At 39.8% G+C, this 25,624-nt stretch carries 20 protein-coding genes; 11 read left to right on the top strand and 9 right to left on the bottom strand.

Translation table 11 applies throughout. The features are described 5' to 3' along the window. Positions 1–3 precede the first annotated feature (3 nt). The 3 genes from IF202_RS15225 to IF202_RS15215 all read left to right on the top strand — a co-directional run bounded on the left by IF202_RS15225 (position 4) and on the right by IF202_RS15215 (position 2,926). The gene (locus tag IF202_RS15225) at positions 4–966 is read left to right on the top strand and encodes a MucB/RseB C-terminal domain-containing protein (RefSeq protein WP_191595764.1); all 963 of its coding nucleotides are present in this window, start codon (positions 4–6) and stop codon (positions 964–966) included. An 18-nt stretch (positions 967–984) separates the two neighbouring features. Continuing rightward, positions 985–1,452, top strand: a complete 468-nt coding sequence (locus IF202_RS15220) for a SoxR reducing system RseC family protein (protein ID WP_191595763.1) — start codon at positions 985–987, stop codon at positions 1,450–1,452. Positions 1,453–1,513: 61 nt separating this feature from the next. Then, the gene (locus IF202_RS15215) at positions 1,514–2,926 is read left to right on the top strand and encodes a DegQ family serine endoprotease (protein WP_191595762.1); all 1,413 of its coding nucleotides are present in this window, start codon (positions 1,514–1,516) and stop codon (positions 2,924–2,926) included. A 106-nt stretch (positions 2,927–3,032) separates the two neighbouring features. On the opposite strand, the gene argA is transcribed toward IF202_RS15215, so the two are convergent. Further along, entirely contained in the window at positions 3,033–4,343 is a 1,311-nt protein-coding gene (argA, locus tag IF202_RS15210; protein ID WP_191595761.1) for an amino-acid N-acetyltransferase, read from the bottom strand. A 1-nt stretch (position 4,344) separates the two neighbouring features. Then, positions 4,345–5,520, bottom strand: coding sequence for an acetylornithine deacetylase (argE, locus tag IF202_RS15205; protein ID WP_191595760.1), 1,176 nt, complete (start codon positions 5,518–5,520; stop codon positions 4,345–4,347). 129 nt (positions 5,521–5,649) lie between these two features. Here argE and IF202_RS15200 point away from each other — a divergent pair, with 129 nt between their 5' ends. The 3 genes from IF202_RS15200 to IF202_RS15190 all read left to right on the top strand — a co-directional run bounded on the left by IF202_RS15200 (position 5,650) and on the right by IF202_RS15190 (position 10,032). Continuing rightward, positions 5,650–6,597 (top strand): CYTH domain-containing protein, encoded by a 948-nt coding sequence (locus tag IF202_RS15200; RefSeq protein WP_191595759.1) that lies wholly within the window; start codon positions 5,650–5,652, stop codon positions 6,595–6,597. A 119-nt stretch (positions 6,598–6,716) separates the two neighbouring features. Further along, the gene (gene glnE / locus IF202_RS15195) at positions 6,717–9,647 is read left to right on the top strand and encodes a bifunctional [glutamate--ammonia ligase]-adenylyl-L-tyrosine phosphorylase/[glutamate--ammonia-ligase] adenylyltransferase (protein WP_191595758.1); all 2,931 of its coding nucleotides are present in this window, start codon (positions 6,717–6,719) and stop codon (positions 9,645–9,647) included. Positions 9,648–9,822: 175 nt separating this feature from the next. Then, positions 9,823–10,032, top strand: a complete 210-nt coding sequence (locus IF202_RS15190) for a hypothetical protein (RefSeq protein ID WP_191595757.1) — start codon at positions 9,823–9,825, stop codon at positions 10,030–10,032. An 87-nt stretch (positions 10,033–10,119) separates the two neighbouring features. Here IF202_RS15190 and sbmA read toward each other — a convergent pair whose 3' ends face one another. The 3 genes from sbmA to IF202_RS15175 all read right to left on the bottom strand — a co-directional run bounded on the left by sbmA (position 10,120) and on the right by IF202_RS15175 (position 17,726). Next, entirely contained in the window at positions 10,120–11,379 is a 1,260-nt protein-coding gene (gene sbmA / locus IF202_RS15185; RefSeq protein WP_191595756.1) for a peptide antibiotic transporter SbmA, read from the bottom strand. Between the two features lie 256 nt (positions 11,380–11,635). Beyond that, positions 11,636–12,856, bottom strand: a complete 1,221-nt coding sequence (locus tag IF202_RS15180; protein ID WP_191595755.1) for an aspartate aminotransferase family protein — start codon at positions 12,854–12,856, stop codon at positions 11,636–11,638. A 52-nt stretch (positions 12,857–12,908) separates the two neighbouring features. Then, entirely contained in the window at positions 12,909–17,726 is a 4,818-nt protein-coding gene (locus tag IF202_RS15175; protein ID WP_191595754.1) for an NAD-glutamate dehydrogenase, read from the bottom strand. Positions 17,727–18,023: 297 nt separating this feature from the next. On the opposite strand from IF202_RS15175, the gene IF202_RS15170 reads away from it, so the two are divergent. The 5 genes from IF202_RS15170 to IF202_RS15150 all read left to right on the top strand — a co-directional run bounded on the left by IF202_RS15170 (position 18,024) and on the right by IF202_RS15150 (position 22,331). Then, positions 18,024–19,043, top strand: coding sequence for a GlxA family transcriptional regulator (locus IF202_RS15170; protein ID WP_191595802.1), 1,020 nt, complete (start codon positions 18,024–18,026; stop codon positions 19,041–19,043). Positions 19,044–19,209: 166 nt separating this feature from the next. Beyond that, positions 19,210–19,977 carry an ABC transporter ATP-binding protein gene (locus IF202_RS15165; RefSeq protein ID WP_191595753.1) on the top strand — a complete coding sequence of 256 codons (768 nt, stop codon included), beginning with the start codon at positions 19,210–19,212 and terminating at the stop codon, positions 19,975–19,977. A gap of 74 nt (positions 19,978–20,051) precedes the next feature. Further along, complete coding sequence (locus IF202_RS15160) at positions 20,052–20,810, top strand: transporter substrate-binding domain-containing protein (protein WP_191595752.1); 759 nt, start codon at positions 20,052–20,054, stop codon at positions 20,808–20,810. Positions 20,811–20,927: 117 nt separating this feature from the next. After that, positions 20,928–21,617: an ABC transporter permease gene (locus IF202_RS15155; protein WP_191595751.1), complete on the top strand. Its 690-nt coding sequence runs from the start codon at positions 20,928–20,930 to the stop codon at positions 21,615–21,617. Between the two features lie 3 nt (positions 21,618–21,620). Beyond that, the gene (locus IF202_RS15150) at positions 21,621–22,331 is read left to right on the top strand and encodes an ABC transporter permease (RefSeq protein WP_191595750.1); all 711 of its coding nucleotides are present in this window, start codon (positions 21,621–21,623) and stop codon (positions 22,329–22,331) included. A 140-nt stretch (positions 22,332–22,471) separates the two neighbouring features. Here IF202_RS15150 and glnK read toward each other — a convergent pair whose 3' ends face one another. The 4 genes from glnK to IF202_RS15130 form a co-directional block, all read right to left on the bottom strand. Then, on the bottom strand, positions 22,472–22,810 hold the full coding sequence (gene glnK, locus IF202_RS15145; RefSeq protein ID WP_191595801.1) for a P-II family nitrogen regulator: 339 nt from the start codon (positions 22,808–22,810) through the stop codon (positions 22,472–22,474). A gap of 255 nt (positions 22,811–23,065) precedes the next feature. Beyond that, on the bottom strand, positions 23,066–24,166 hold the full coding sequence (gene hemE / locus IF202_RS15140; RefSeq protein WP_191595749.1) for a uroporphyrinogen decarboxylase: 1,101 nt from the start codon (positions 24,164–24,166) through the stop codon (positions 23,066–23,068). Positions 24,167–24,318: 152 nt separating this feature from the next. Continuing rightward, on the bottom strand, positions 24,319–25,101 hold the full coding sequence (locus IF202_RS15135) for a DUF2927 domain-containing protein (RefSeq protein ID WP_235963571.1): 783 nt from the start codon (positions 25,099–25,101) through the stop codon (positions 24,319–24,321). Beyond that, complete coding sequence (locus IF202_RS15130) at positions 25,085–25,621, bottom strand: NUDIX hydrolase (RefSeq protein ID WP_191595748.1); 537 nt, start codon at positions 25,619–25,621, stop codon at positions 25,085–25,087. Before IF202_RS15130 ends, IF202_RS15135 begins: the two co-directional genes overlap by 17 nt. Between the last annotated feature and the right edge of the window lie 3 nt (positions 25,622–25,624).

Raw genomic sequence — 25,624 nt, 5'->3', positions numbered from 1 at the left:
TTTATGGCATTATTCTTACCATTACGTACTTTATTAATCGCATTCAGTCTGATTGTTGCTGGTAATGTTATAGCGAGTAATTCGACACCGGAAGCATTGCAACTACTTCGCTATATGAGTCAGTCATTTTCAACTTTAAGCTATGATGGTGTATTTGTTCATTCTGAATCAATGCACATGAACAGCATGCGGATCCGTCGAGATTCAATGGGTGGCGTCGAATATGAAAGTTTGGTGGATTTGGATGGTGATAAAATTGAAGTGTTACGTATTGATGACAAAATCATTTGTGTTTATCCCAATGAATTAGTCGCTAATATGCAACCACCATTGAAGCCACTTTTTAAACGGTTAAAAGAAGTCGAAAGTGACCGTTTAATGAAAGGCTATGAGATGGTTGTGGATTCTCATGGTCGTCGTATTGCAGGGCGTGACGCAACCGTTATTAAGCTTATCCCAAAAGATGCTTATCGTTATGGTCATGAGTTTTGGTTAGATAAAGAAAATCATTTTTTATTAAAGCATGACATGATACGAGCGGACGGCAAGCTGCTTGAACGTATTCAATTTACCTCTGTTAATTTTTCTCCTGCCTTGAAACATGATGACTTTGTCCCCAAAAAAGGGAGTTACTTGGAGTCTATTATTGAACCGCAGCCAAGGCGGATTAAAAGTCTATGGCACTTTGATTGGCTACCAGAAGGTTTCGCTCTTGTATGGCCGGAAGCACGCTCTTTGAATCACGGTACCAGTATGTTGCTGTTATCTGATGGAATGGCGACCGTGTCGGTTTTTGTAGAGCCAACGTTACAAGTCAAAGCTATGTCTATGTTGAGCATGGGCGCGACGATTGCAGGCGAACGTAGCTTTAAAGTAGGCGATCAGTTCTACTTGTTGACCATGGTCGGTGAAGTACCGGAAGCCACCATAGAAAAATTGATGACAGTATTGATGCCAAGGCTCTAATGCTATTAAGGTAACAAAATGATTGAAGAAACCGGAAGAGTATTATCGATTGAAGAGGGCTTTGCTGACGTAGAAACCATACGTACCAGCAGTTGTACTTCTTGTCGTGCTCGTCATGGGTGTGGTCATCATGCTATCGCTCAAGTGTCTTCTGCAAATCGTATGAGAATGCGAGCGATTGACCCCTTAACTGTGGAAGTCGGACAGAAAGTCGTTGTCGGTATTCCTGAAGATACCTTGCTACAAGCCTCTGTGTGGATGTATATGATTCCATTATTAGGTTTGGTTGGCGGTGCCGTTCTTCCTTCGTTATGGGGTGGTGTGTCTGGCGTGGCTGTTATTTTCTCTATTATAGGGTTTTCTGGTGGTTTGTTGTTGGCACGAAATAAGTCAAAACAAGAAATGAACAATCTTGATTACTATCCAAAAATTCTCAGAATTGAATCACAAAAAGGTAGCCAAATACCTTTGGCTACGACTGTATAAGTGATTAATTATCTTCACCTGGCACTGTAATGAACTTGGTATATCTTAAGGAGACCAATCAATGAACAGATGGCTTAAACAAGTCAGTATAGTTGCTATCAGTACTTTTATGATGGCTTCAATGCTTTCTCATGCAACTTCGCTTCCTGACTTTACAGAGTTGGTTGACGAAGCTTCTCCTGCTGTTGTGAACATCAGCACAGAGCAAACGGTTACCACTAGGACATCGAGTCAAAGTGGACAGCAATTGGGACCAAATAGTGAAGAGCTTAATGAATTCTTTAAGCACTTTTTTGGTCAACAACCTTTTGGAAGAAATGCTCCAGAACAAGGAGAGCAACAACGGAGTTCATTGGGATCAGGTTTTATTATTTCCCATGATGGCTACATATTAACGAATAATCATGTAATTGACGGCGCTGATATTATACATGTGCGCTTAAGTGATCGTCGTGAATACGTCGCAACATTGGTGGGTACTGATCCTAGAACTGATCTAGCTTTATTGAAAATCGATGCGGATGAGTTGCCGATTGTGAAAATGGGCGATTCTGACAAATTGAAACCAGGGCAATGGGTACTGGCAATAGGTTCTCCATTTGGTTTTGATTATACCGTAACGGCGGGGATTGTAAGTGCAACGGGTCGTAACTTACCCTCTGATAGTTATGTGCCTTTTATCCAGACAGACGTAGCTATTAACCCTGGTAATTCAGGTGGTCCTTTATTTAATCTAGACGGTGAAGTGGTCGGTATTAACTCTCAAATCTACACCCGTTCTGGCGGCTTTATGGGGGTGTCTTTTGCTATCCCTTCTAAAGTGGCTATGTCAGTTGTTGATCAACTGAAAACAGATGGTAAGGTTTCTAGAGCTTGGCTGGGTGTGTTAATTCAAGATGTGAGTAATGATCTTGCCGAATCGTTTGGTTTGGACCGATCAAGTGGTGCTCTAATCAGTCGTGTATTACCTGATTCACCTGCAGAGAAATCAGGTTTGAAATCTGGCGATATCATTATGACGTTTAATGGGGAAAGTATTGAGCACTCTGGTGAGCTACCTTATGTCGTAGGGCAAATGAAAGCCGGTGATGAAATTGATGCAAAAGTCTATCGAGACGGTAAAGAGCAGACAATTACGGTGACATTGGAAGCAATACCTAATGACCCGAAAGTGTTGGCGGAATCTAAACAAGATCAAAATCGTCTTGGCATGATAGTGGGTGATATACCTGAAGAAATGGCAAAAGAGTTTGATATTGATAATGGTGTTGTCATTGAACAGGTAATTGGTGGAACTGCTGCGCGTAATGGTTTGCAGCAAGGTGATGTCATCACTATGTTAAATGGCAAACACATTAAAAGCGTTTCAGATTTTACAGAAATAGCTAAAGATATTCCGAATGGTCGCTCTGTGCCAATGAGAGTGATTAGACAAGGTTATCCGATGTTTATTCCATTCAAAATCATGGAATAAACATATAAAAAAAGTAATAGTAAAAAAGCAGCCTATAGGCTGCTTTTTTTATGTATTAATAGGTAACCAATTAACTACAAATCTATCTACGTTATTCTTTTATATATTAAAGTATTTTTGAGAATATTTTAGAGTTACGTTGGTAGTTATAAAGCGCTTGTTTTTTCGTTGGTAAGCTCGCCAATGTAGTTTCGCTAAAGCCGCGTTCAATAAACCAATGGGCTGTTCTTGTTGTTAACAGAAATAACGTTGATAAATTCTGTGCCTTTGCTGCTTGCTCAATTCCTTTTAGTAGGCGTTCCCCTCTATTTGATCCACGATAATCTGGTGAAACGGCTAGGCAAGCAAGCTCGCCAGCATTCTCTTGCTCAAACGGGTAAAGTGCAGCGCAGGCAACAATGGCACTGTCACGCTCAATTACGATAAAGCGATCGACTTCGTTTTCTAATAGTTCTCGTGAGCGTCTTACCAAAACACCTTTTTCTTCTAATGGCGTTAACAGAGCCATCATTCCGCCAACATCATCTATATGAGCAGGGCGTAATTTTTCATAGCTATCCTCGTCGATCATGGTGCCTGAGCCTTCGCGTGAGAAGAGCTCTCTCAGTAAACCACCATTATCATTGTAAGATATTAAATGTGCCCTAGGTACGCCTTGACGTACAGCTTGTACGCACGCATCTAAGGCTGCGTGAGTAATGCTGCTTAATGTTTTTTCTTTCAGTATCACATCGGCGTCTTTTGTTAGTAATTCAGAATAAAGTTCACCATTACTCTTAAATATGCCTTCTTCTTCTGAAAAAATAACCAGCTTGTCCGCTTTTAACTGAATAGCCGCTTGAATGGCTACGTCTTCGCTTTTAAGGTTAAAAACTTCCCCAGTCGGTGAAAAACCAAGGTGAGGCAATAGCACCATATTGTCGTCTTCAAGAAGGCGAAAAATAGCTTCAGAGTCAATACGGCGAACTTCACCTGTATGGCCATAATCAATGCCGTCAACAACACCTAATGGTCTTGCAATAACGTAGTTACCACTACAGACCTTTAGGCGAGCACCATCCATAGGTGTATTTGGTAACCCCATAGAAAGTTTTGCTTCAAGTTGAACTCGTACGGCAGCGGATGCTTGAATAACATCAAGTAACTGATCTTGAGGTGTAACTCGATAATCATCTTCAACTTGGCTTTTAAAGCGTCGGCTTGACAAAATTTCGTTAATTTGTGGTCTTGCACCTTGTACTAAAACCAAGCGAATTCCTAATGAATCCAACAGGGCTAAGTCATGAATGATGCTTGAAAAATGGGCACACTCAATTGCTTCGCCAGGAATTAGTATGACAAAGGTTTTTCCCCTATGGGCATTTATATAGGGGGAAGAGTGGCGGAACCAGTCCACATAATTTAGTTCGTCAGGCACGCTATTCCTCGTTTTTATGTTCGTGTGGTTGGAGGCAAAAACGCTCGATTAAACCGCGTATTACCTGTTGCATAGGCTGGATTTGATCCAGCGCCATAAATTCGTTTGGTTGGTGTGCTTGGTCTATTGACCCAGGTCCCAGTATTAGTGTTTCTATTCCCATCTGATTTAAGAAAGGGCCCTCCGTTGCAAAAGCTACTGTACTTGCTTGGCGGTTTGTTAAGGCTTCACACGCTTTTATAATATCCGATTCTATGGGTGTATAAAAAGACGGAACATCTGGAAATAGGCTGTTTAATTGTATTTTTGTACCTGTTTTTTCTTCAATGCTCGGTAATCTCTGAGAAATTTCAGCCATTAGAGCTTGATTGCTCATACCTGGCAGTGCTCTAAGGTCAAATTCTAGTTCGCAGCGTCCACATATTCTATTCGGGTTGTCGCCACCGTGAATACAGCCAAAATTCATTGTAGGATAATCGATAATAAAATTTGCGTCGCGATATTGATGTTTAAGTTGCTGACGAAACATCATTAACTCTGACATTACTGCGTGCATTGCATCCAATGCATTATTACCTAACGCTGGATTGGAAGAATGTCCCGCTTGGCCGGTGACTTGAATGCGTTCCATCATAATCCCTTTGTGGGCATGAATGGGGGTTAAAGAGGTTGGCTCACCAATTAAAGCGTATCTGGCTTTTAAGGAACCTTGCTCTACTAATGCACGAGCACCAGCCATGGAGCTTTCTTCGTCAGCTGTAGCCAGAACAATAAGGGGTTGCTTGAGATTATAAAGCTGCATTTTCTGAACAGTGTCTAGCACTATGGCAAAAAAGCCTTTCATATCACAGCTGCCCAAACCGTAGAGTTTTTGATTTCTTTCTTCTAATGAAAAAGGATCTGACTGCCAACGGCCTTCATCGTAGGGTACGGTATCTGTATGTCCAGATAGTACGAGTCCACCGTCACCACTACCAAGCGTCGCTATTAGATTAAATTTATTTGGTTGGCTAGGTAAAGGCATTATCTCACATTGAAAACCTTGTGAACTTAACCAGCCTTCAAGTAGTTCAATGACACCTTTATTGGATTGATCCCAGCTTAGTTGACTACAGCTAATAGAAGGTGAAGCAATCAGTTGAGACATCATACTTATCAACGATGGAAGTGTAGTCATAAAGGGTCCTTAAATATGAGGCATATTCTTAATATTACTACTGTAAGCAGGGCATCTGATACACTTGTATGGATAATATTTTTTCTTTTCTGTTTGCTCAACAGTTGAGGTTTTTGAGGTGTATATTTTATGGCTATTGAGCTAGAGCTTAAATTAATGATTCAGGCTGAGTATCTTAAGTCCGCTAGTGACTTTCTTGATGGTATTTGCGCTCTATCTGATACTGATGAGCGTCAGCCAACACTGTCTCTTATGAATGCGTACTTCGATACAGAAAATGCCAGTTTAATGCAGGCTGGTATGGCTTTACGTATTCGTGCAGTAAATGGCAAGTTTATACAAACGGTGAAAACACGAGGTAGTAATCGTGTTGGTATGCATGCTCGTGGTGAGTGGGAGTGGCTTGTTCCTTCCGATAAATTAGATTTTTCCTTATTTAAAGATGTACCACTGCCTAATGAGTTGGAGGATATGTCGTGGCAAGATCAACTATTGGAGGTGTATCGAACTGATTTTGAACGGCAGGTTTGGAATATCGAGAGCCAAGGCTCAAAAATGGAAGTTGTTTGTGACCAAGGTTTAGTCACTTCTCCCTATGGCGAAGATACTATTTGTGAGTTGGAACTAGAATTGAAAGAAGGTGATGAAGCTGGTTTATATCACTTTGCACTAGAGTTGGCAGAAAATCTCCCTGTACAGGTAAGTGTCGTGTCCAAGGCACAAAAAGGTGTGCGTTTAAAATATGGAAAAATTGAATTTCCTAATAAACCACTTAATACAACCGATAATATCGAGCTTGCTTCCTATTGGTATGAGGTGTGGTTAGTGTATTGGGAGGCTATTCATTTCATGCAAGATGAAGTTTTATTGCAGCCACTGCGTCATTCAATTGCCGAATTACAGAAATATTTGCCTAAGAAATTGGAAAAACAATTAGAACGCTTAGATGACGAATTATCCCTATGTTTAATGGATGATGAAGGCGAAATGATTAAGAAACTGGCTGGAATGAAGCAAGTAGGGCTCGCTATGCTTACTATAGGTCAATGGTTAAACCAGCAAACTGTTCCTTCTTAATAAATGATAAAGCATTCTTGATCACTCGTGATTTAAAACGCATGATCAAGAATAATTAAAAAGCTACTTTTGTTACAAAGTGCCTGTGTGAAAAATAATATTTTTTTAAGGAAAGCCCTTTGACGCCGCCAAACTTGAATCCTAGTTACCCTATGTTTTGCGATCAGCTGAATACTCGCTCTTTATTGTTAGAGCATATTCAAAATGCAAGAGAGAGACATAGTCTTACTGAATTAAACAAAAAGCAAATAGCAGAGCTAGAGCCACTTTGGCTACTAAGTGATTATTTACACCAACAGTTTGTGCGTTTTCCACATTGGCTAGATGACTTTCTAGTATTAGATCAGTTGCCTAAAGCACCTTCTACACGAGCCTTGGTTGCCGGCGAAGACTTTTTTGCTTGTGAAGCCGATCAATGCCCTCAAACAGCGTTGACGTCTTTTGATGAGCCTTCTTTTGTTAAGCGTTTACGACTGTATCGTCAATGGTGGATGGTGCGTTTAATCGCATTAGATATACAGCAACGCCTTTCGTTAACGGAGTTAACCTATCGACTGAGTGGTTTAGCCGATGCTTGTGTGAACGCTAGCTTGCAATGGTCAGAACAACACTACCTTGGGCTATACGGTAGGGCGTTGGACAGTAACGGATTATCACAATCAATGATTGTGATTGGTATGGGGAAGCTAGGTGGTCATGAACTGAACTTGTCTTCTGATATTGATTTGATTTTTGCTTACCGAGAGCATGGGGATACGCAAGGGGGTAAGAAAAGTCTTTCTCATCAAGAATATTTCACTAAATTAGGACAAAAGTTAATTCAGCATCTAGATCAGGTGACTGCAGACGGTTTTGTCTTCCGTGTTGATATGCGTTTACGCCCTTTTGGCCAGTCTGGTGCTTTGGTTCTCAACATGGATTCGCTTGAAAATTACTACCATGACCAAGGGCGAGATTGGGAAAGATACGCCATGATTAAAGCGCGGGTTATGTCTGGTAGTGAACTAGATATTCAAGAATTTGAAGCGTTAAGAAGACCTTTTGTCTATCGGAAGTACCTAGATTTTGGGGCGATTAGTGCATTACGCGATCTTAAACAAATGATCGCAAAAGAAGTCCGCCGCAAAGGAATTGAACATAATATTAAACTGGGTGAGGGTGGAATTCGTGAAGTAGAGTTTATTGCGCAAGCTTTACAAATTCTTCATGGTGGCCGTGACCAAGGCTTACAAACCCCTTCTCTACTTACGGTATTACCTTATCTTGCTGAGCAAGATTATTTATCGCTTGAAGATACAGCAATGCTGCGTGATGCTTATTTATTATTGAGGCGAACTGAGCATGCGCTGCAAGCCGTAAACGATGAGCAAACTCAACTATTACCAGAAGATGATGTTGCGCGAACACGTATTGCATTACTGGTAGGTTTTGTTTCTTGGAAAGCATTAGATGATCGATTGTGGACAATGCGTAATGCTGTTCATGCTTTCTTTGTTGATTTAATTGATGACGGAGAAGACAGTTCAGAAGAAGTAAAACATCAAGAAACGTGGCGCCTGCTGATTAAAACCCCAGAAGATAGAAGTGCTATTTTTGATGCTCTCGATAGTGTTTCTTGGCAAGATGTTGAGTTAGTAATAACTAAGGTTACTCAACTACTTAATTCTAGAACCGTCATATTTATGCAGCCAATAGGGCATGAACGTTTGGCAGTGTTCTTAGCGGCTTTTATGTCAAAACTGTCTAGTGAATCTCATCCAGACTTAGTACTTGAACGTGTATTTCCTATTTTAGAAGCAGTCTTACGCCGCACTGCCTATTTGGTTTTATTGTGTGAAAACCAAACCGCATTAACTCATCTTATTCGTTTATGTCGAGAAAGTGTGTGGTTTACTCAAGCTATTTCGACAACCCCTGCATTACTGGATGAGTTGTTGGATGCCGATACGTTATTTTCACCTCCAGACAAAATTATGCTGGAGGAAGAGTTAAAGCAAGTGTTGTTGCGTCTTCCAGAAGAAGATGAAGAGGCTCAGATGGACGCTATGCGTCGGTTTAGGCGTTCTATTATTTTACGAATTGCGGCTTGCGATATCACAGAATTATTGCCAGTTATGAAAGTGAGTGATCACTTAACTTGGTTAGCTGAGGTGTTACTAGAGCAAGTTCTTCAACAATCCTGGTATTACCTAACGAAGAAACATGGCTTTCCTGTGAGTCAAAATGAAGCCGCCTATACACCACAATTGGCCATTATTGGTTATGGGAAATCTGGCGGTTGGGAGCTGGGTTATGATTCTGACTTAGATTTGGTTTTTATTCATGGTGCGCAATCAGCAGGCAGTACAGATGGAGAGAGAAGTATTGATAACTTAACTTTCTATACACGTCTTGGTCAGCGACTAATTCATATGATGACTAGTTTTACCGGTGCAGGGCGTTTATATGAAGTGGATATGCGTTTACGGCCTTCTGGTAATTCTGGATTATTAGTCACGACTATAGATGCGTTTCGTGATTATCAGCAAAAAGAGGCTTGGGTTTGGGAGCACCAAGCACTCACTCGTTCTAGAGGATTAGCGGGAGATGTGAATTTATTGGCTGAGTTCGAAGAGTGCCGGAAAACAATTATTGCCTCTGTTAGAGATCATAAAGAGTTGAAAGTAGAAGTGATAAAGATGCGTGAAAAAATGCGTGCTCACTTAGATACTGGAGGGAAAGAGAAAGGCTTTGATCTTAAGCAGGGGGCTGGTGGCATTATAGACATTGAATTCATGGTTCAGTACATAGTATTGGCGTGGTCCTATAAGTATCCAGAACTCATGAAATTTTCGGATAATGTTCGTCAATTAGAGGCAGCAGCTTTGGTCGGTTTGTTGAATGCAGAGAAAGCAGCCAAGATGATAGACACTTATAAACTTTATCGAGGACGTACACACAGATTAACTTTGCAACAACAGGGACGAGTTATTCAAGATGATGCTTTGGTTACAGATCAAAAATTGATAAACCTTTACTGGGAAGATTTTGCAACTGACGAAACTATTTAAAATGGATCTCGGTTGCAAATAAACACAGTAGTAAAAAACCAGTTACAAAAATATGGTCGTAAAATGACCAGTCTGGCGCTATACTTTGTTTATTAGTTTATTTAAGTATCAAGCCATGGTACATGATAGTTATTTGAAGTTAGTTCATCCTAGATAATAAAGAGGAGACAAATTGATGGAAGTAAATGGAGTCAGTGGCGGTCCCTCAATGGATTACGCAAGTGAAGTATACAGTGCAAGTTTAGCGAAAACAGCTCAACAGCAGCAAGCTCAACAAGATTTAGAGTTATTGGCTAGTGCAACTGAGAATGCTACTCCTGCAGCAAGCAGAGGATCTCATGCAACAACGGATAACCTTGGACAGAATATCAATATTAACGTCTGATATTGATTGAGTTAATTTCTCGTTCCTCAGAACATAAAAAAAACCGTTAGAATATTATTCTAACGGTTTTTTTTATGTCTAATCTTATTAACTCTTTTCTTCTAATAAAGGCTTATCATCAATAGCGGATTCGAATGCTTTAAGTCGCTTATAAATAGACAATAATTCAACCAGAGTTGTCCAAGAATTGATTAAATATTGGAACGAATTCTCAACTTGGTTAAAAGCATTCATGACTCGTTGCATTACACCTAATGTAAAAGCGCCAGCAATAATTGAGGGAGCTAATACAATCAGTGGCACGAATTGCCCAACATTTAAGTAACCGTAACGAACCACATTAAAATACAAATAGTTTGCATAAAGACGGAAGTAATTTGCACGCACATTGGCAAAAAGCTCATTTAGAGTGATTGGATCCGCACGATCTGCATGGTCTTCTCCGTAAACTAATTCTTTTCGATAAGCCGCTTCGACACGTTGGTTCTTAAATTCTAACCCTGGTAATTTGATGCCGGCTAAGGCGAGTAATAACGTGCCGAAAATAGACCAAATGATAGCTGTGAAAACGAGTGCTTGAGGTACTTCACCTATTAATGGAAGTTCTTTTACGTAACCAGATAAGCCCCATAAAATCGGTAGAAAAGCAATTAAGGTCATGACAGACCTAAGTAAGCTGACTCCTAAACCTTCAACAATAGAAGCAAAGCGCATAGTGTCTTCTTGAATACGTTGTGAGGCCCCTTCAATATGACGAACTTGAGTCCACTTTGATGTGTAATATGTTGTCATAGCTGTGCGCCAACGAAATACATAATGACTAATAAAAAAGTTACTAAGTACAGAAACGGTGATGGCAACCATAATAATGACGGCTACAGTAGATAGCTGGGCATAGTAATCAGATAATGGAATACTGTTTGGGCTAGCTAATGCTTTTTGAATAAGGTCATAGAAACTACCGTACCATTCATTCAACATGACACTAACTTGGACTTGAAACCAAGTGATAAACACAATTAATGCAGAGCCTAATACGGACCATTTTGCCCATTTTTGGCCGCCATAAGCAATCCAGGAACCAACGAAAATAGCATAACAAAGCATCATGTATTGATAGAGCCAAATATTTAATGCGCTTTTGTATAAACTTTCAAACGTTGCTAGGGCTGCATCATCTGCTCCTTCCGCTAATGCATCTGGAAAATAAATACCGAATAAAGAACCTAGGCTTAAGTTGGCGCCAAGATCTTGAACAATAAAATACCAGCCAAGAACGCAGGCAATCGCCCATAAAGCAAAGCTGATAAAAAATAGTTTAGGTTTTGGAAAGAAAGATTGAAACACAGTGTCGTTTCTCTTTAAGTGATTGGAAGGAGTAAAGTTACAACGTTTACACTCAGTTGTTAACAGCAATGCATTGGAGCTTAAACCAGTAGTAGCATAATCACAATCAAACTACTTTTAAGAAATCTGTAAGAAAAACGATAATTGTCATGTAATAAAGTTATTCGTCTTATTTATGATGTGGCTGATTTTTATATATGCATAAAAAAAGCTAGGCCTAAGCCTAGCTTTTTTTACAACATTCATCGGTTATCTTTTACGCAGCTTCTGATGCTAGAACTTTGATAACGGCTCTCTCTAAGCGAACAAGGCCTTCGGTGATGTCTGTCTCTGGAATAATCAAAGAAGGAGCCAAACGTAAAACGTTAGGTCCTGCGACAAGAACAAACAGGCCTTCTTCAGCCGCTGCTTTCATAAACATAGCTGCTTTACCACTAAGGCTATCAACTACTTCTGCGCCAATTAATAAGCCCATGCCACGAATGTCTTTGAAGACATTATGTTTTGCATTAATTGTTTTTAAGCCTTCAAAAAATAAATCATGACGTTTATTTACCCCACTCAAAACTTCAGGGGTATCGATAATATCGATAACAGCTTCAGCAATAGCACAAGCCATTGGATTGCCACCATAGGTGCTACCATGAGTTCCAAAAGCCAGACTTTTAGCTGCCGCTTCTGTTGCAAGCATAGCGCCAACAGGAAAACCGTTCCCTAATGCTTTTGCCGTGGTTAGTACGTCTGGTGTCACACCAAGTTGTTCATAGGCATATAAAGTGCCAGTACGACCAACGCCAGATTGTACTTCATCAAAAACAAGTAATGCGTTGTACTTGTCGCACAATTCACGAACTTGTTTCGCAAACTCTTTGTCTGCTGGGATGATGCCACCTTCGCCTTGGATAGGCTCCATAACGACAGCACACGTTTTATCTGATATAAGCGCTTTTAGTTGCGCAATATCATTGTAATCACAATGTGCTATGCCGCCAGGGGTAGGCTCAAAACCTTCTTTGTATTTTGCTTGACCGCCTACAGAAACTGTAAATAGGGTACGACCATGGAAGGCTTTATTAAAAGCGATGATTTCGTGTTTTTCTGGGCCGAAATGATCAAATGCGTAACGACGAGCTAATTTAAATGCAGCTTCATTAGCTTCTCCACCACTGTTTGCAAAGAACACTCGATCAGCAAATGTTTTTTCGGTCAATTTTTTTGCTAATCGTAAAGCGGGTTCATTGGTCATTACATTAGCTAAATGCCAAAGCTGACCTGCTTGTTCACGCATTACGTTAACTAAGGTAGGGTGAGAATGACCTAATGCTGTAACGGCAATTCCGCCTGCAAAATCGACATATTCCTTGCCTTCTTTGTCCCATACACGAGAACCTTCACCGCGTACTGGAATGATTTCAGAGGGGGCATAGTTAGGAACCATTACTTCATCGAACGTTGCTCTCGTCACTTGCTGTGTCACTTGTGTATTCCTCTTGAAAAATAGGTGGCCGAAGCGACGGCCACCTTTTGGTTTATATCAGATTTCTCAACTCACGAATAGCCACAGTTACCATGGCGAGTGTTAATTCGCTTTCCGTTTTGATTTCTCTAAACGTTGTACGGTAATGTTTAATGCTATCGCTGTTTGATTCGCGCCAATGAGTTAGACGTTCATCCAGTTTTTTGATGTCTACACTGGATTGAATAACTTCTTGGGTCAGAGTTCTTAAGCTGTTATCTACTTCATCACCAAGACCCGCTTTAGCACGACGTTGCCACATATCTTCAGCAGACAGTTCACTTGCTTTACGGCGTAACCAATGTAGCTCTAAATCCATCTCTAGGGCGAAATAGGTTTGTGCAACATCTAATACTTCAGTGCTTGTATTGGCGGCAACACGAATGATGTCCAACCCATAGAACAAGTAATTAAGTGAAGATAGTCTCTCAGCTATATCCGCGGGGATATTTTGAGCAACAAGATCAGCTGTGATATCCGCTAAATATACTTGGCTAGGCTCTGTTAAAATGGCTTGTATGTTTGCTCTAATTATTTCTACACCAGGCTTATAAGTGTCTTTCAAGCGTTGAACGGAAAGGCTTTCACGGGTATTGCGTAATAGCCAAAGTGTTGCTCGTTCTAGAAGACCTTGAATACGAATAAGTAAGGTATTTGAAATTTCATTAGAAATTGTAAAATCTAAACGATTAATGGCATCCCATAACTCTGGAATCCCAAATATATCTTCTGCCACCATGTACGCTCGTACAACATTCAAGGAAGATGCGCCTGTCTCTTCTTGCATGTAAGTAGTGAACGTAGATCCCATACGATTGCCAAGATTATTGGTGATATGCCCAGCAACAATCTCTTTAATTAGGGGATGTGATGACATTTGATCAGCAAAGCGCTTAGTTAATGGGGTTGGGAAGTATTCACTGATTTGAGTGAGTAGATCTGCGTCTTCACCAATACCATCTTCAACAAGTTGTTCGGATAGTTTAATTTTAGAATAAGCTAATAAAACAGAAATTTCAGGACGAGTTAAACCTTGCCCTTTATTTAAGCGTTTTTTAATTTGCGAATCGCTTGGTAAAAACTCGATTTCACGATTTAAACGACCTTCTCTGACCAAAGATTGAATTAAGCGCCAGTGATCGGCTAGACGTTCAGACGCTTGAGCCTTAGCAATGGATAGAACGTGACTTTGACCAAGGTTGTGACGCAACACCAGGCTGCCCACTTCATCAGTCATTTCTGCAAGTAAGCTATTACGTTGCTTCTCTGTCATGTCTCCACTTTCAACAACACTATTCAATAATATTTTGATGTTTACTTCGTGGTCAGAGCTGTCTACGCCAGCAGAATTATCGATGGCATCTGTACTAATCAGGCCACCATTTTGAGCAAACTCAATGCGACCCAGTTGTGTTAGACCTAGATTGCCGCCTTCACCAACGATTTTACAGCGAAGCTCTTTACCATTTACACGTAGTCCGTTGTTAGCATTGTCCCCTGCTTCTGCATGAGATTCACTTTCGGATTTTACGTAAGTACCAATACCGCCGTTCCAAAGTAGGTCAACTTGTGCTTTCAGTATAGCGTTCATCAAATCGGTTGGTGCCATTGATTTAATGTTGCCTTCAATACTTAATGCTTTGCGGATATCCGCATTGATTGGAATCGATTTTGCCGAGCGATTGAAAATACCACCGCCTTTTGAAATCAATTCTTTGTTGTAGTCTTCCCAAGAAGAGCGAGGTAGGTTGAACATGCGTTCGCGTTCAACAAAGGAAGATGCTGCGTCTGGAGTGGGGTCGATAAAGATATGCATGTGGTTAAAAGCTGCAATCAGGCGAATGTGCTTAGATAACAGCATGCCGTTACCAAATACGTCACCAGCCATGTCGCCAATACCAACCGTTGTGAAGTCTGTCGTTTGGCAATTAATACCTATCTCTTGGAATTGACGTTTAACCGATTCCCATGCTCCACGAGCAGTAATACCCATTTTCTTGTGATCGTAACCGTTGGAGCCACCTGAAGCGAAAGCGTCACCCAGCCAGAAGCCGTACTTTTCAGAAATACTATTGGCCAAATCTGAGAAAGTCGCGGTGCCTTTGTCTGCTGCAACAACTAGGTATGGGTCATCTTCGTCATAGCGAAGTACGCATTTTGGTGGAACGACCTCGTTTTGAACAAGGTTGTCAGTAATATCTAACAAACCACTGATGAATGTTGTGTAGCAGTGAATGACTTCTGCTTGGACTTCTTCACGAGATGCATTCTTTTTCAATTGTTTCGCAACAAAACCACCTTTGGCGCCAGATGGTACGATAACCGCATTTTTAACCATTTGTGCTTTTACTAGACCAAGCACCTCAGTACGGAAATCTTCCATTCGATCTGACCAGCGAAGACCACCACGAGCGACTTTTCCGCCTCGCATATGAATCCCTTCGACCCAAGGTGCGTAGACAAAGATTTCAAATTTAGGTCTTGGTAGTGGCACGGCAGGAATCAACGAAGGGTCTAATTTGAAAGACACGTAATCTTTTATTTCACCTTCTGCGCCAGCTTGATAGAAGTTAGTACGAAGCATGGCTTGAAGCACGGATAAGTAGTGCTTCAAAATACGGTCTTCATCTAGATTCGCTACTTGATCTAATTCTAAGTCGATCTTCTCAAGTGTTTTTTCTACTTTTTCACTGCGTTTGCTGATTTGGCTAGGATCAAATCTCTGTTCGAAAAGTTGAACTAACAAACGTGTAATACTGGTGTTTTTCTCTAGAGTTTGTTGCATGTATTGCCCAGAGAAAGGCACTTGTAGCTGCATTAAATATTTAGTTAATGCGCGTAGCATAGTAATTTGACGCCAAGTTAATGACGCATTCAATACGAGAGCGTTAAAGCGGTCATTCTCAACTCGGCGACTAAATACTTGATTGAAAGCGTCTTGGAAAGCTTCGCGTTGAGTGTTTTTCTCAAGATTTACATCAGCATCCACACTGATGGCAAACTCAACGACCCAAGTGTCAGCTTTCCCATCACCATTTTGATCAAGCTCATAAGGCCTAGCTTCTAACACTCTTAATCCCATGCATTCCAAAATAGGTAATACATCGGAAAGAATTAAGGTTGTACCAGCGCCATATACTTTGAAAAAATAGTTGTTTTTAGCTTGTCCGACTTGACGGTAGATATGTGTTGAAATATCGCCTTCGCCTGCTAATAGGCTTAGACGTTCAATATCTAAAACAGCTGCGTTTGGTGAAAAATCTTCTTGATAAGACAGAGGTAAGTAAGGTGAGTAATCGTTAAATAATACGTTACCGCTTTCTTCTCCATGGCTTTTATGAAGTGCATTTAATAGCTTGTCTTCCCATGAGCTCATGGCGTCTTGCATTTTACGCTGAATGTCTTCTGCGTCGATGCTAGGGCTGTTTTTAGGATCGGCAATTTGGATAGTAAAATTAATGCGGGCAAGTACTAGCTGAGAGAACTGAACATTGAATTCAGAGCTAGTTCCATTGCATGCTGTCATCAGAATATCCTGCATTTTTATGCGGAATTCTGTGTTGTAGCGATCACGTGGAACATAAACTAGAGCATTTAAGAAGCGGCCATAAATATCCTTGCGAAGAAAGACTCGTAATTGGCGGCGTTCTTGAATGGCTAAAACACTTTCGATCGTACCGAAAAGTTCTTCAGCTGGAGCTTGTAGCATCTCGTCACGAGGGTAGCTGTTTAGAATATGTTTTAAATTTTTACCTTTGTGACTGTTTGGATCTACATTGGCTTTTTCTATGATTAAATTTAGTTTCTTACGTAGTAATGGAATATCTTGTAAGCGAGCGATGTAAGCCGCTGAAGAGTACAAACCAAAGAAACGCCATTCACCAATAACTTTGCCTTTTTTATCAAAACGTTTGATGCCGAGGTAATCAAGGTGTGCTGGACGATGCACTGTCGAAACGGCTGTCGATTTTGTTAAAATGAGAATGTTAGTGGAATCGACTGCTAATTTAGCTAGATGATCATGTAAAACAATGTCTCTTTTAACTTTTTTATCACCTATGTCTCTAAAGGTACCTAAGCCAGAACCATCTACTAGTTTTAGGTGCGTTTCTTCGCCTTCTACGGTTAAATCGTAAGCGCGAAAACCAATAAAGGTAAAGTGATCGTTAGCAACCCAACGCATGAAATCGAGGGTCTCTTGATGCTCTTCGTTATTTTTCAGATGTGGCAGCTGCTCTGATTCAGTAATAATACTGTTGATCTTAGTTTTCATTGCTGGCCAATCAGCGACTGTTTTTTTAACGTCGAGTAGACTTTTAAGCAATTCAGCTTTAATTTCATCTAGCAAATTGAGGTCTGATAGGCGGTCTATCTCAAAGCGCATTAAGGCTTCGTTTGCCTCTGCAGAAGCATCAATCTTCTGTAATTCTCCTTTCTTATTACGCTCGACAGGTAGTGCTGGGTGTGCCGTCATGTGAACTGTGTGTCCAAGGCGAACCAGAGCTATATTGAAAGACGATACGAGAAAGGGCATATCTTCTGTCAGAATTTCGATGACTGTATGTGTAGATTGCCAGCTGTGTTCTTCGTAGTTCGGATTGTAAACGCGAACTTTAGGTTGGCCTGCTGTGCGTTGTTGTAAAAAATCCCATAGGCAAACAATAGTGCCGTATAAGTTTTCAATCGATTCGCTGGTCAAATCTTCCGTTAGAGAGTCCTGGAAATAAAGATGGGCAAGCTGAACGATGTTGTTCGCATCGATCGAATTAAAATTGTCGTTAATTTCTACTTCAATGCGTTCGATTAATTCGTGTTTTTTGTAATCAGTCATTAGAACTCAGTCCTCGAGAAAGTGGTGTTCATAATAAAACTAGTCGTAAATGCGATTTTTCGAAAGTATTTAGTTTGGACTCTGTATTAGATTATTATGAAAATTTTACTCTTTTGATAGTGAACAACTTTTCTAATTGCGACATATTGTTTCTATACAAGATACGTTTGAGTAAAAAAACCTTGCTACAGACAAAAAAAACCTTTGTTATCCATTTTAAACGAAATAAACTTCTTTTTTGTCTATCTTTCACAGGATAATATTTTGCACAAGAGTGAATTTGCATCAAGAGAAATCATGCGGGCGAGTAAGAAGCCATTAAAATATGGTTTTTTACTCTTACCTAATTACTCTATGTTAGGTTTTTCTTCTGCTATTGAAACATTGCATATGGCTAATTGGACGACAGGAAAAGAGCTTTATTCCTTTTGTACTATTAGTTATGAAAAACACGAAATACCTTCAAGTACAGGCGTTACAACCGTTACTGACTACTTAACAGGTGATGCACCAACGGATTTAGATGCTATCTTTGTTTGTGGGGCTTCACCAGTATCAAAAAACGAAAATAAAACTTTAGAAAATTGGATAAAAAAACAAGCAAAAAGAAATGTTGGAGTAGGTGGCGTATGTACTGGTAGCTATTTGTTGGCTAAAACTGGTTTATTAGATGGCTATCGAGCCACGATACATTGGTGGAGTATTGCTAATTTGCGTGACGAATTTCCTCAAACAATTGTTTCTAATCACCTTTTTGAAGTTGATAGAGATCGCTATACCTGCAGTGGTGGCACAGCTGCAATGGATATGATGTTATTTCTCATTGGTAAACAGCATGGTATGTCATTAGCAAGTAGCATTTCGGAGCAATTCGTATGCGAACGTATTCGCACCCATGAAGACCCGCAAAGAATTCCATTGCAAGCTCGGATTGGTACTGGACAACCAAAATTAGTTGAAGCTGTACAGTTAATGGAAGCAAATATTCAAGAGCCACTATCTTCTGATGATATTGCTTATCATGTCGGTATCTCTCGAAGGCATTTAGAGCGATTGTTTAAAAGTAACTTAGATATTGTTCCTTCTCGTTATTATTTGAAGTTACGATTACAGCATGCCAAGCAACTTCTAGTGCAAACAGATAAGAGCATTACAGAGGTTGGAGTGGCATGCGGATTTGGATCTGCGCCTCATTTTAGTACAACATATAAAGGTTTTTTTGGAATGACGCCTCGAGATGAGCGTAATAAAACATATAATAAAAATACAATTCCTGTCCAAGTTGATAGGAATAAAAGGCAACTTTGGAAAAAATAATTTAAACTACTGGCTACATTGTAGTTGGCTTGATTTTTGTATCATATAATTAGAATAATATTAAGAAGAGTGATGTCAATTGTTATTGGTAGCAAACATCATTTTTGAAGTGGCGTGGCATATAACGTTAGAAATGATAAGTACGTAATAAAAAAAGGTAGATTGTATGTCTAAAACTCCAGCATTAGAGCTCATTAATATCCATAAAAGATTTGGTGATGTTGATGTGTTAAAAGGTATTTCCTTAAAAGCTTATGATGGGGATGTTATTTCCATCCTTGGTTCTAGTGGTTCTGGTAAAAGTACTTTTTTACGTTGTATTAACTTGCTTGAGAACCCGACTAAAGGTGAAATTGTCTTTAATGGCAGTAAATTAGATTTGGTACAGGGCGATTCTGATCTCGTAGCAAATAATATGAAGCAACTAACTCAAATGCGACAGCAGATAGGGTTTGTGTTTCAAAGCTTCAACCTTTGGCCCCACATGACTATTTTACAAAATGTTATGGAAGGACCTCTTAATGTGTTGAAGCGTCCTAAAAAAGAGGTCGCTGAATATGCAGAACACTTATTGCGTAAAGTGGGGATTGCCGAGAAAAAAGATATGTATCCTAATCAGTTGTCTGGTGGGCAGCAGCAACGTGTGGCTATTGCTAGAACATTAGCTATGGATCCGCAGGTTATTTTGTTTGACGAGCCAACATCTGCGCTTGACCCTGAATTGGTAGGTGAAGTATTAGGTGTAATGCGAAATTTAGCTGAAGAGGGTCGTACCATGCTGATAGTGACTCATGAAATGAATTTTGCTCGTGAAGTATCTAGTGATGTAGTCTTTTTACATCAAGGTGTGGTTGAAGAAAAAGGCACACCTGATCAAGTGTTTGGTTCGCCAAAATCTGAACGTTGTAAGGCATTTATATCAAGTGCGTTTTAAGTAAAGGTCAGGAAGCATATTCTGATTTTAAATTTTGGTAATAAATAATCTAATAATTAAGAAAAGGTATTGTTATGAAATTAAAAAAAATCGTTTTAGGCTCAGCTCTATTGCTAACAGCCGCTATTTCATCTGTTTCTGTTCAAGCTGCAGATAAAGTACGCTTTGCGACAGAAGGTGCTTGGGCTCCTTTTAATTTTATTGACTCTTCAGGCAACGCTCAGGGTTTTGATGTCGACATCGCTCGTGCGCTTTGTTCAAGAATGGAAGCGGATTGTGAAATAGTAACTCAAGATTGGGATGGTCTTATTCCTGGCTTAAAAGTACGTAAATTCGATGCCATCATCGCGTCTATGTCTATTACTGAAGAGCGTATGAAAGTCGTTGATTTTACCAATAAATACTACTCTGGTGGCTTACGTTTCATGGGCCGTGTTGGTGAGACATTTGATCTAGATGCATTAGAAGGTAAAACAATCGGTGCTCAACGTGCTACTTTGGGTGCGCAATATCTAGAAGATAACTTTACTGGTAAAGCAGATCTTAAATTTTACGATAACCAAGACAATGTTTATCTAGACCTTATTTCTGGTCGTTTAGACATCGTATTGTCTGATGAGCTTCCAACATATAATTGGTTGAAGACTGCTGAAGGCGCTTCTAAATTTGAGTTCAAAGGCAATTCCTTCATGAAGAATGACGAAATTGGTATTGCTGTTCGTAAAGGTGACAGTGAGCTAAAAGCGAAATTGAATAAAGCACTTGATGCTATTATTGCGGATGGTACTTACGCAAAAATCAATGGTCGTTACTTCCCGTTCTCTATCTACTAGGTCTGAACGCTAAGTTTTGAATAATTGATTTTCAATGTGCTTAGCATGACCTATCTGAAAGTTCCTCGGTGTTAAAACACCGAGGAATTTACTTTCCGCTTACTCTGAGAAAAAACTATGATTGATCTTCATGGGTTCGGTGATCAGCTTCTGCAAGGTGCTGTTGTTACCCTAGAGCTAGCACTGTGTTCTCTGTTTGTTGGTTTAATATTGGGACTGTTAGGGGCTTCGGCCAAACTGTCCTCTATAAAAACCATCCGATGGATTGCTCATGGCTATACCACTATTATTCGCGGTATTCCTGAGTTGTTAACCGTTCTGATTATTTACTTCGGAGCAACCAGCGTTTTAATGGCAATCGCTGGATTATTTGGTTATGAAGAATACATTGAGGTTGGCGCATTCGCAGCAGGCGTTACAGCGCTTGGTCTTACATTTGGCGCTTATGCTACTGAGGTGTTTCGTGGTGCGTTGCAATCAATACCTCAAGGTCAGCATGAATCTGCAATTGCATTAGGTATGGGGCCAGTTAGACGGTTTTATCGTATTATTTTGCCGCAGGTATGGCGAATTGCTTTACCTGGGCTTGGGAATTTATTTTTGGTGTTATTGAAAGACACCGCTTTAGTATCCGTTGTTGGATTAGAAGATATTATGCGTAAAGCTAATATCGCAGTGAGCAGTACCAAGCAAGCATTCTTGTTTTATTTGGTGGCAGCTTTTATGTATTTGGCTTTGACTATTGTTTCTATGCTGCTCGTTTCCTATATGGAAAAGCGTGCCAGCCGAGGCATAACGAGAGGATAAGGAATGGACTTTTCAGTTGTTGTTGAATACTTTCCTCGCTTGTTAGAGGGCGCTTGGGTAAGTTTTCAATTAGTTATCCTATCAGTTGTATTGGGTGGTGTATTTGCATTGCCTATTGCTTTGGCAAGAATTTCACCTATTGCTTGGGTCAGGGCCATCCCTTTTGCCTATATCTTTTTCTTTCGTGGTACGCCTTTATTGGTGCAAATATTCTTGGTGTATTATGGCGCATCGCAATTTGAAGTAGTGAGAGAAAGTATTTTTTGGCCAATACTCGAAGAGCCTTTTTGGTGTGCGATTATTGCTTTTACTTTGAATACCTCTGCTTATACTGCAGAAATTTTTCGTGGCGCTATTCAAGCAATTCCTCAAGGAGAGGTTGAGGCTTGTAAAGTTGTCGGTATGAGTAAGGTGCAAATGTATCGTCGAGTTTTATTACCTCGCGCATTTGGTATTGTGTTGCCTGCGTATGGTAATGAAATTATCTTAATGCTAAAAGGTAGTGCATTAGCAAGTACTATTACTATTTTAGACCTAACTGGAATGGCAAGAACTATCATTGCCAGAACCTATACACCGATGGAGATTTTTTTAGCGGCAGGTGCTATTTATCTAGTGATTAGTATCGTTATTATTGCGTTGTTCCGACAGATAGAGCTTCGTCAAAATCGATACTTAGGTACTTTATCAATTAAGGTTCCAGAGAAAGGCTAAACCTGAATAAAGGGCCTTTAATACTCTATATCTTATAGGCCAGATATAAAAAAGAGTTACAAACTAAAAAAGAGGCTTATGCCTCTTTTTTTGTTTTGGTGTGGTGCTCTTATACAATGACAGATATAGATATTTAGTGATTAGATCGCTTCGCTACCAGTTTCACCTGTACGAATACGGATAACCTGTTCAAGTGCCGTTACGAAAATTTTACCGTCGCCAATTTTACCTGTATTAGCACTTTGTTGTATCACTTCAATGGCACGTTCAAGTTGAGCTGTTTCTACTGCGATTTCAAGTTTTACTTTTGGTAAAAAATCGACAACATATTCAGCGCCTCGGTACAGTTCTGTATGACCTCGTTGACGTCCAAAACCTTTCACTTCTGTTACCGTGATACCACTAATTCCAATTTCAGACAGAGCTTCACGCACTTCGTCTAGTTTAAAAGGCTTAACTATAGCCGTAATTAATTTCATCATTTGTCTCCATAGGAATAAAGCGTTCTTTATGACCTAAAAATACCACTCTATTATAGAAGTCGCCACATGATTGATGATTTCTGCTTATATTTAATACAGATATAAAAATTATTTGAAGATGAGTCTTAGTAAGGAAGAACCTAATTCAACCTATTGATTTTAGTTCAAATAATTTTAATTCATAAGATCAAGTCCAGCTAGACATAGTTCAGTCGTTAGTATGTCTAGCTAGATAACTAGTTACTGCATTGCCTAAAGACCATTCATTGCATCTAGATCATCAAACTGAGGGTCGTGATATTTTTGGCCTAAATTATGAACCGCATCAATTAAATACTTCGGATGATCCGGATTCACAAACTGATGAATACCATGACCGAGGTTAAAGACATGACCACTACCGTGGCCAAATCCAGATAACACATTTTCTACTTCTCGTTCTATAACCTCTTTACCCGCGTAAAGAACACAAGGATCAATATTACCCTGTAAGGCAACTTGATGACCGACACGAGCTCTAGCTTCCGAAATATCAGTGGTCCAATCTAAGCCAATGGCATCAGGTCCTGTAGCCGCGATGTTTTCTAACCATTGACCACCGTTTTTAGTAAACACAATAACTGGAATTTTTTGTCCTTCGTGTTCACGAATAAGACCATCTAAAATTTCTTTCATATAAAGCAAAGAGAACTGTTGATACATCGGGCCGCTTAATATTCCGCCCCATGTGTCAAAAATTTGTAGAGCCTGCGCCCCAGCTAATATTTGGCCGTTCAGATACGCAGTAACTGATTTCGCCAGCTTGCTCAATAATGCATGTAATGTTTCGGGCGATTTATACATCATTGCTTTGATGTGGCGGAAGTCTTTACTAGAGCCACCTTCAATCATATATGTAGCTAATGTCCACGGGCTGCCAGAGAACCCAATAAGAGGTACATCACCGTTAAGCGCATGACGGATGGTAGTTACCGCTTTCATTACGTAATCTAAATCGCTTGCAGTGATAGCTTCTATAGCATCAACATCTGCTTTATTACGGATGACATGTTTGAATTTAGGGCCTTCGCCAGCTTCAAAATACAGACCTAATCCCATTGCATCTGGTATTGTTAGAATGTCTGAAAATAAAATTGCAGCATCAAGATCGTAGCGTTTTAGTGGTTGCAAGGTTACTTCACAAGCAAACGAATCATTTTTGCAGAGGCTCAAAAAATCACCCGCAGTAGATCGGCTAGCTCTGTATTCTGGTAGATAACGTCCTGCCTGTCTCATCATCCATACAGGGGTGGTATCAACAGGTTGTTTGAGTAATGCACGCAAAAAGCGATCATTTTTTAGCTCAGGAAACATTTGGACTCTCCAGTGTGAAAAATTAATGGGCGCATTTTACCTAACTTGTGAAAAAAAAGCAGATTGAATAAATACAATTTATGGGAAGGTGTATTCAAATGCTAATAATATTGACCTATGACAGGGTTTATTAATAACTATAGGTAAAAAAATCAATCACCTAGATAAGTTTTTAAGCTATTTTTTTGTACATTTTTTAGCGAATTTTCTATTTCTTTTTTGCTATGTAAATCGGCTAATACCTGTGGGAAGGCTTTCTTAGTTTGTTTAACGTCCATACCTGGAGTTAAGTAAGGGGAGTAAAGTGCTTTTAATAGAATATAGTCTAGTGGACTTAAGTAAATATCTATACTTACATCGTTAAAAATAGAGGGGAAAACATCTTTTGAATCGTTAGGGAGTCCTAGGAATTGCGTTATTTCTTCTACAATACAATCTAAAAAACGGGATTTTTCTCGGGCGTAATCAACAGGGATAATAATGCTTCCTCTGGTGATTTCATAACGAGAGTTTCGCCTAAAATTACCGAGACAGATAGCTTCATCTAATGCCGTGCGGATTTTTTCCGGGTCTCCAATGTATTGCTGTACTTTGTTCTCCATATTTTCATAAGTGGTAAATATGGCAAACAGGTTAGCTTCTTTCGGGTCGTTAGTGAACTCAATCGATAAATCTGTGATGTATGAAAGGTGTTTGGCATGAACGCTGAGTAGTTCTTTTTGAAAAACAGAGTCGCCACTCTCGCTTTCAAAGAAAATTTTAATAGGTTTGTTCCAACGTATGATTTTTGGGTTGTTAGTTTCTTTGTATTCTCGTTCTAATGCAATTTTTATAAAGCTGTCTTGAATATAGCTGTCAGTCTGCCAGGGCTCTGTAGCTCCTGCATGAAAGGAGATAGTAAATGCTAAAAAATAAATGCTAAAACGGGTCATCATTTTGAGCCTTGGTAAGCTTGTTTGTATAATGGTGAAGCGCATCTAAGGTGTCTGGGGTAAACAAAAGATTATCTTTATTGTTTAAAATGTACTCGATACTCATTTCGTGGACAGAAGCGACTTCTTTTGGTTGCAGTGTTAACTCACCATGTAGCTTTTGATCATAGTGACAGGTGTAGAGTTTCCCCCAGATATTGAAGCCTTTACCTTGCGTCATGAAAACACCTTGGCTTTCTAGTGGTGCATCGAAACCGAGTTCTTCCTGCAGTTCACGGTGTGCAGAATCAATATACGATTCACCTTTATCCACAACACCGCCTGTAGTAACTCCATAATATCCAGGGCAAAATGCTTTATTATCGGTTCGCTTCTGAACAAGTAAATTGCCTGCTTTATTAATCACAAAAATATAAGTAACACGATGAAAGTCTGTATCAAAATTCATTAAACGTCTTGGGATATCACCAATTATCGTGTTGTGCTTATCGACTAATATAATGACTTCGTCAGGCTTTGGCATAAG

This window comes from Marinomonas colpomeniae (genome assembly GCF_014803385.1).
Taxonomy (GTDB): Bacteria; Pseudomonadota; Gammaproteobacteria; order Pseudomonadales; family Marinomonadaceae; genus Marinomonas; species Marinomonas colpomeniae.
This window is presented reverse-complemented; position numbering and strand designations above follow the sequence as displayed.

Coding starts and splice junctions, on each gene's coding strand:
- IF202_RS15225 (WP_191595764.1), top strand. CDS start 4: ATGGCATTATTCTTACCATTACGTACTTTATTAATCGCATTCAGTCTG.
- IF202_RS15220 (WP_191595763.1), top strand. CDS start 985: ATGATTGAAGAAACCGGAAGAGTATTATCGATTGAAGAGGGCTTTGCT.
- IF202_RS15215 (WP_191595762.1), top strand. CDS start 1,514: ATGAACAGATGGCTTAAACAAGTCAGTATAGTTGCTATCAGTACTTTT.
- argE (WP_191595760.1), bottom strand. CDS start 5,520: ATGACTACACTTCCATCGTTGATAAGTATGATGTCTCAACTGATTGCT.
- IF202_RS15200 (WP_191595759.1), top strand. CDS start 5,650: ATGGCTATTGAGCTAGAGCTTAAATTAATGATTCAGGCTGAGTATCTT.
- IF202_RS15190 (WP_191595757.1), top strand. CDS start 9,823: ATGGAAGTAAATGGAGTCAGTGGCGGTCCCTCAATGGATTACGCAAGT.
- IF202_RS15175 (WP_191595754.1), bottom strand. CDS start 17,726: ATGACTGATTACAAAAAACACGAATTAATCGAACGCATTGAAGTAGAA.
- IF202_RS15170 (WP_191595802.1), top strand. CDS start 18,024: ATGCGGGCGAGTAAGAAGCCATTAAAATATGGTTTTTTACTCTTACCT.
- IF202_RS15165 (WP_191595753.1), top strand. CDS start 19,210: ATGTCTAAAACTCCAGCATTAGAGCTCATTAATATCCATAAAAGATTT.
- IF202_RS15160 (WP_191595752.1), top strand. CDS start 20,052: ATGAAATTAAAAAAAATCGTTTTAGGCTCAGCTCTATTGCTAACAGCC.
- IF202_RS15155 (WP_191595751.1), top strand. CDS start 20,928: ATGATTGATCTTCATGGGTTCGGTGATCAGCTTCTGCAAGGTGCTGTT.
- IF202_RS15150 (WP_191595750.1), top strand. CDS start 21,621: ATGGACTTTTCAGTTGTTGTTGAATACTTTCCTCGCTTGTTAGAGGGC.
- glnK (WP_191595801.1), bottom strand. CDS start 22,810: ATGAAATTAATTACGGCTATAGTTAAGCCTTTTAAACTAGACGAAGTG.
- hemE (WP_191595749.1), bottom strand. CDS start 24,166: ATGTTTCCTGAGCTAAAAAATGATCGCTTTTTGCGTGCATTACTCAAA.
- IF202_RS15135 (WP_235963571.1), bottom strand. CDS start 25,101: ATGATGACCCGTTTTAGCATTTATTTTTTAGCATTTACTATCTCCTTT.
- IF202_RS15130 (WP_191595748.1), bottom strand. CDS start 25,621: ATGCCAAAGCCTGACGAAGTCATTATATTAGTCGATAAGCACAACACG.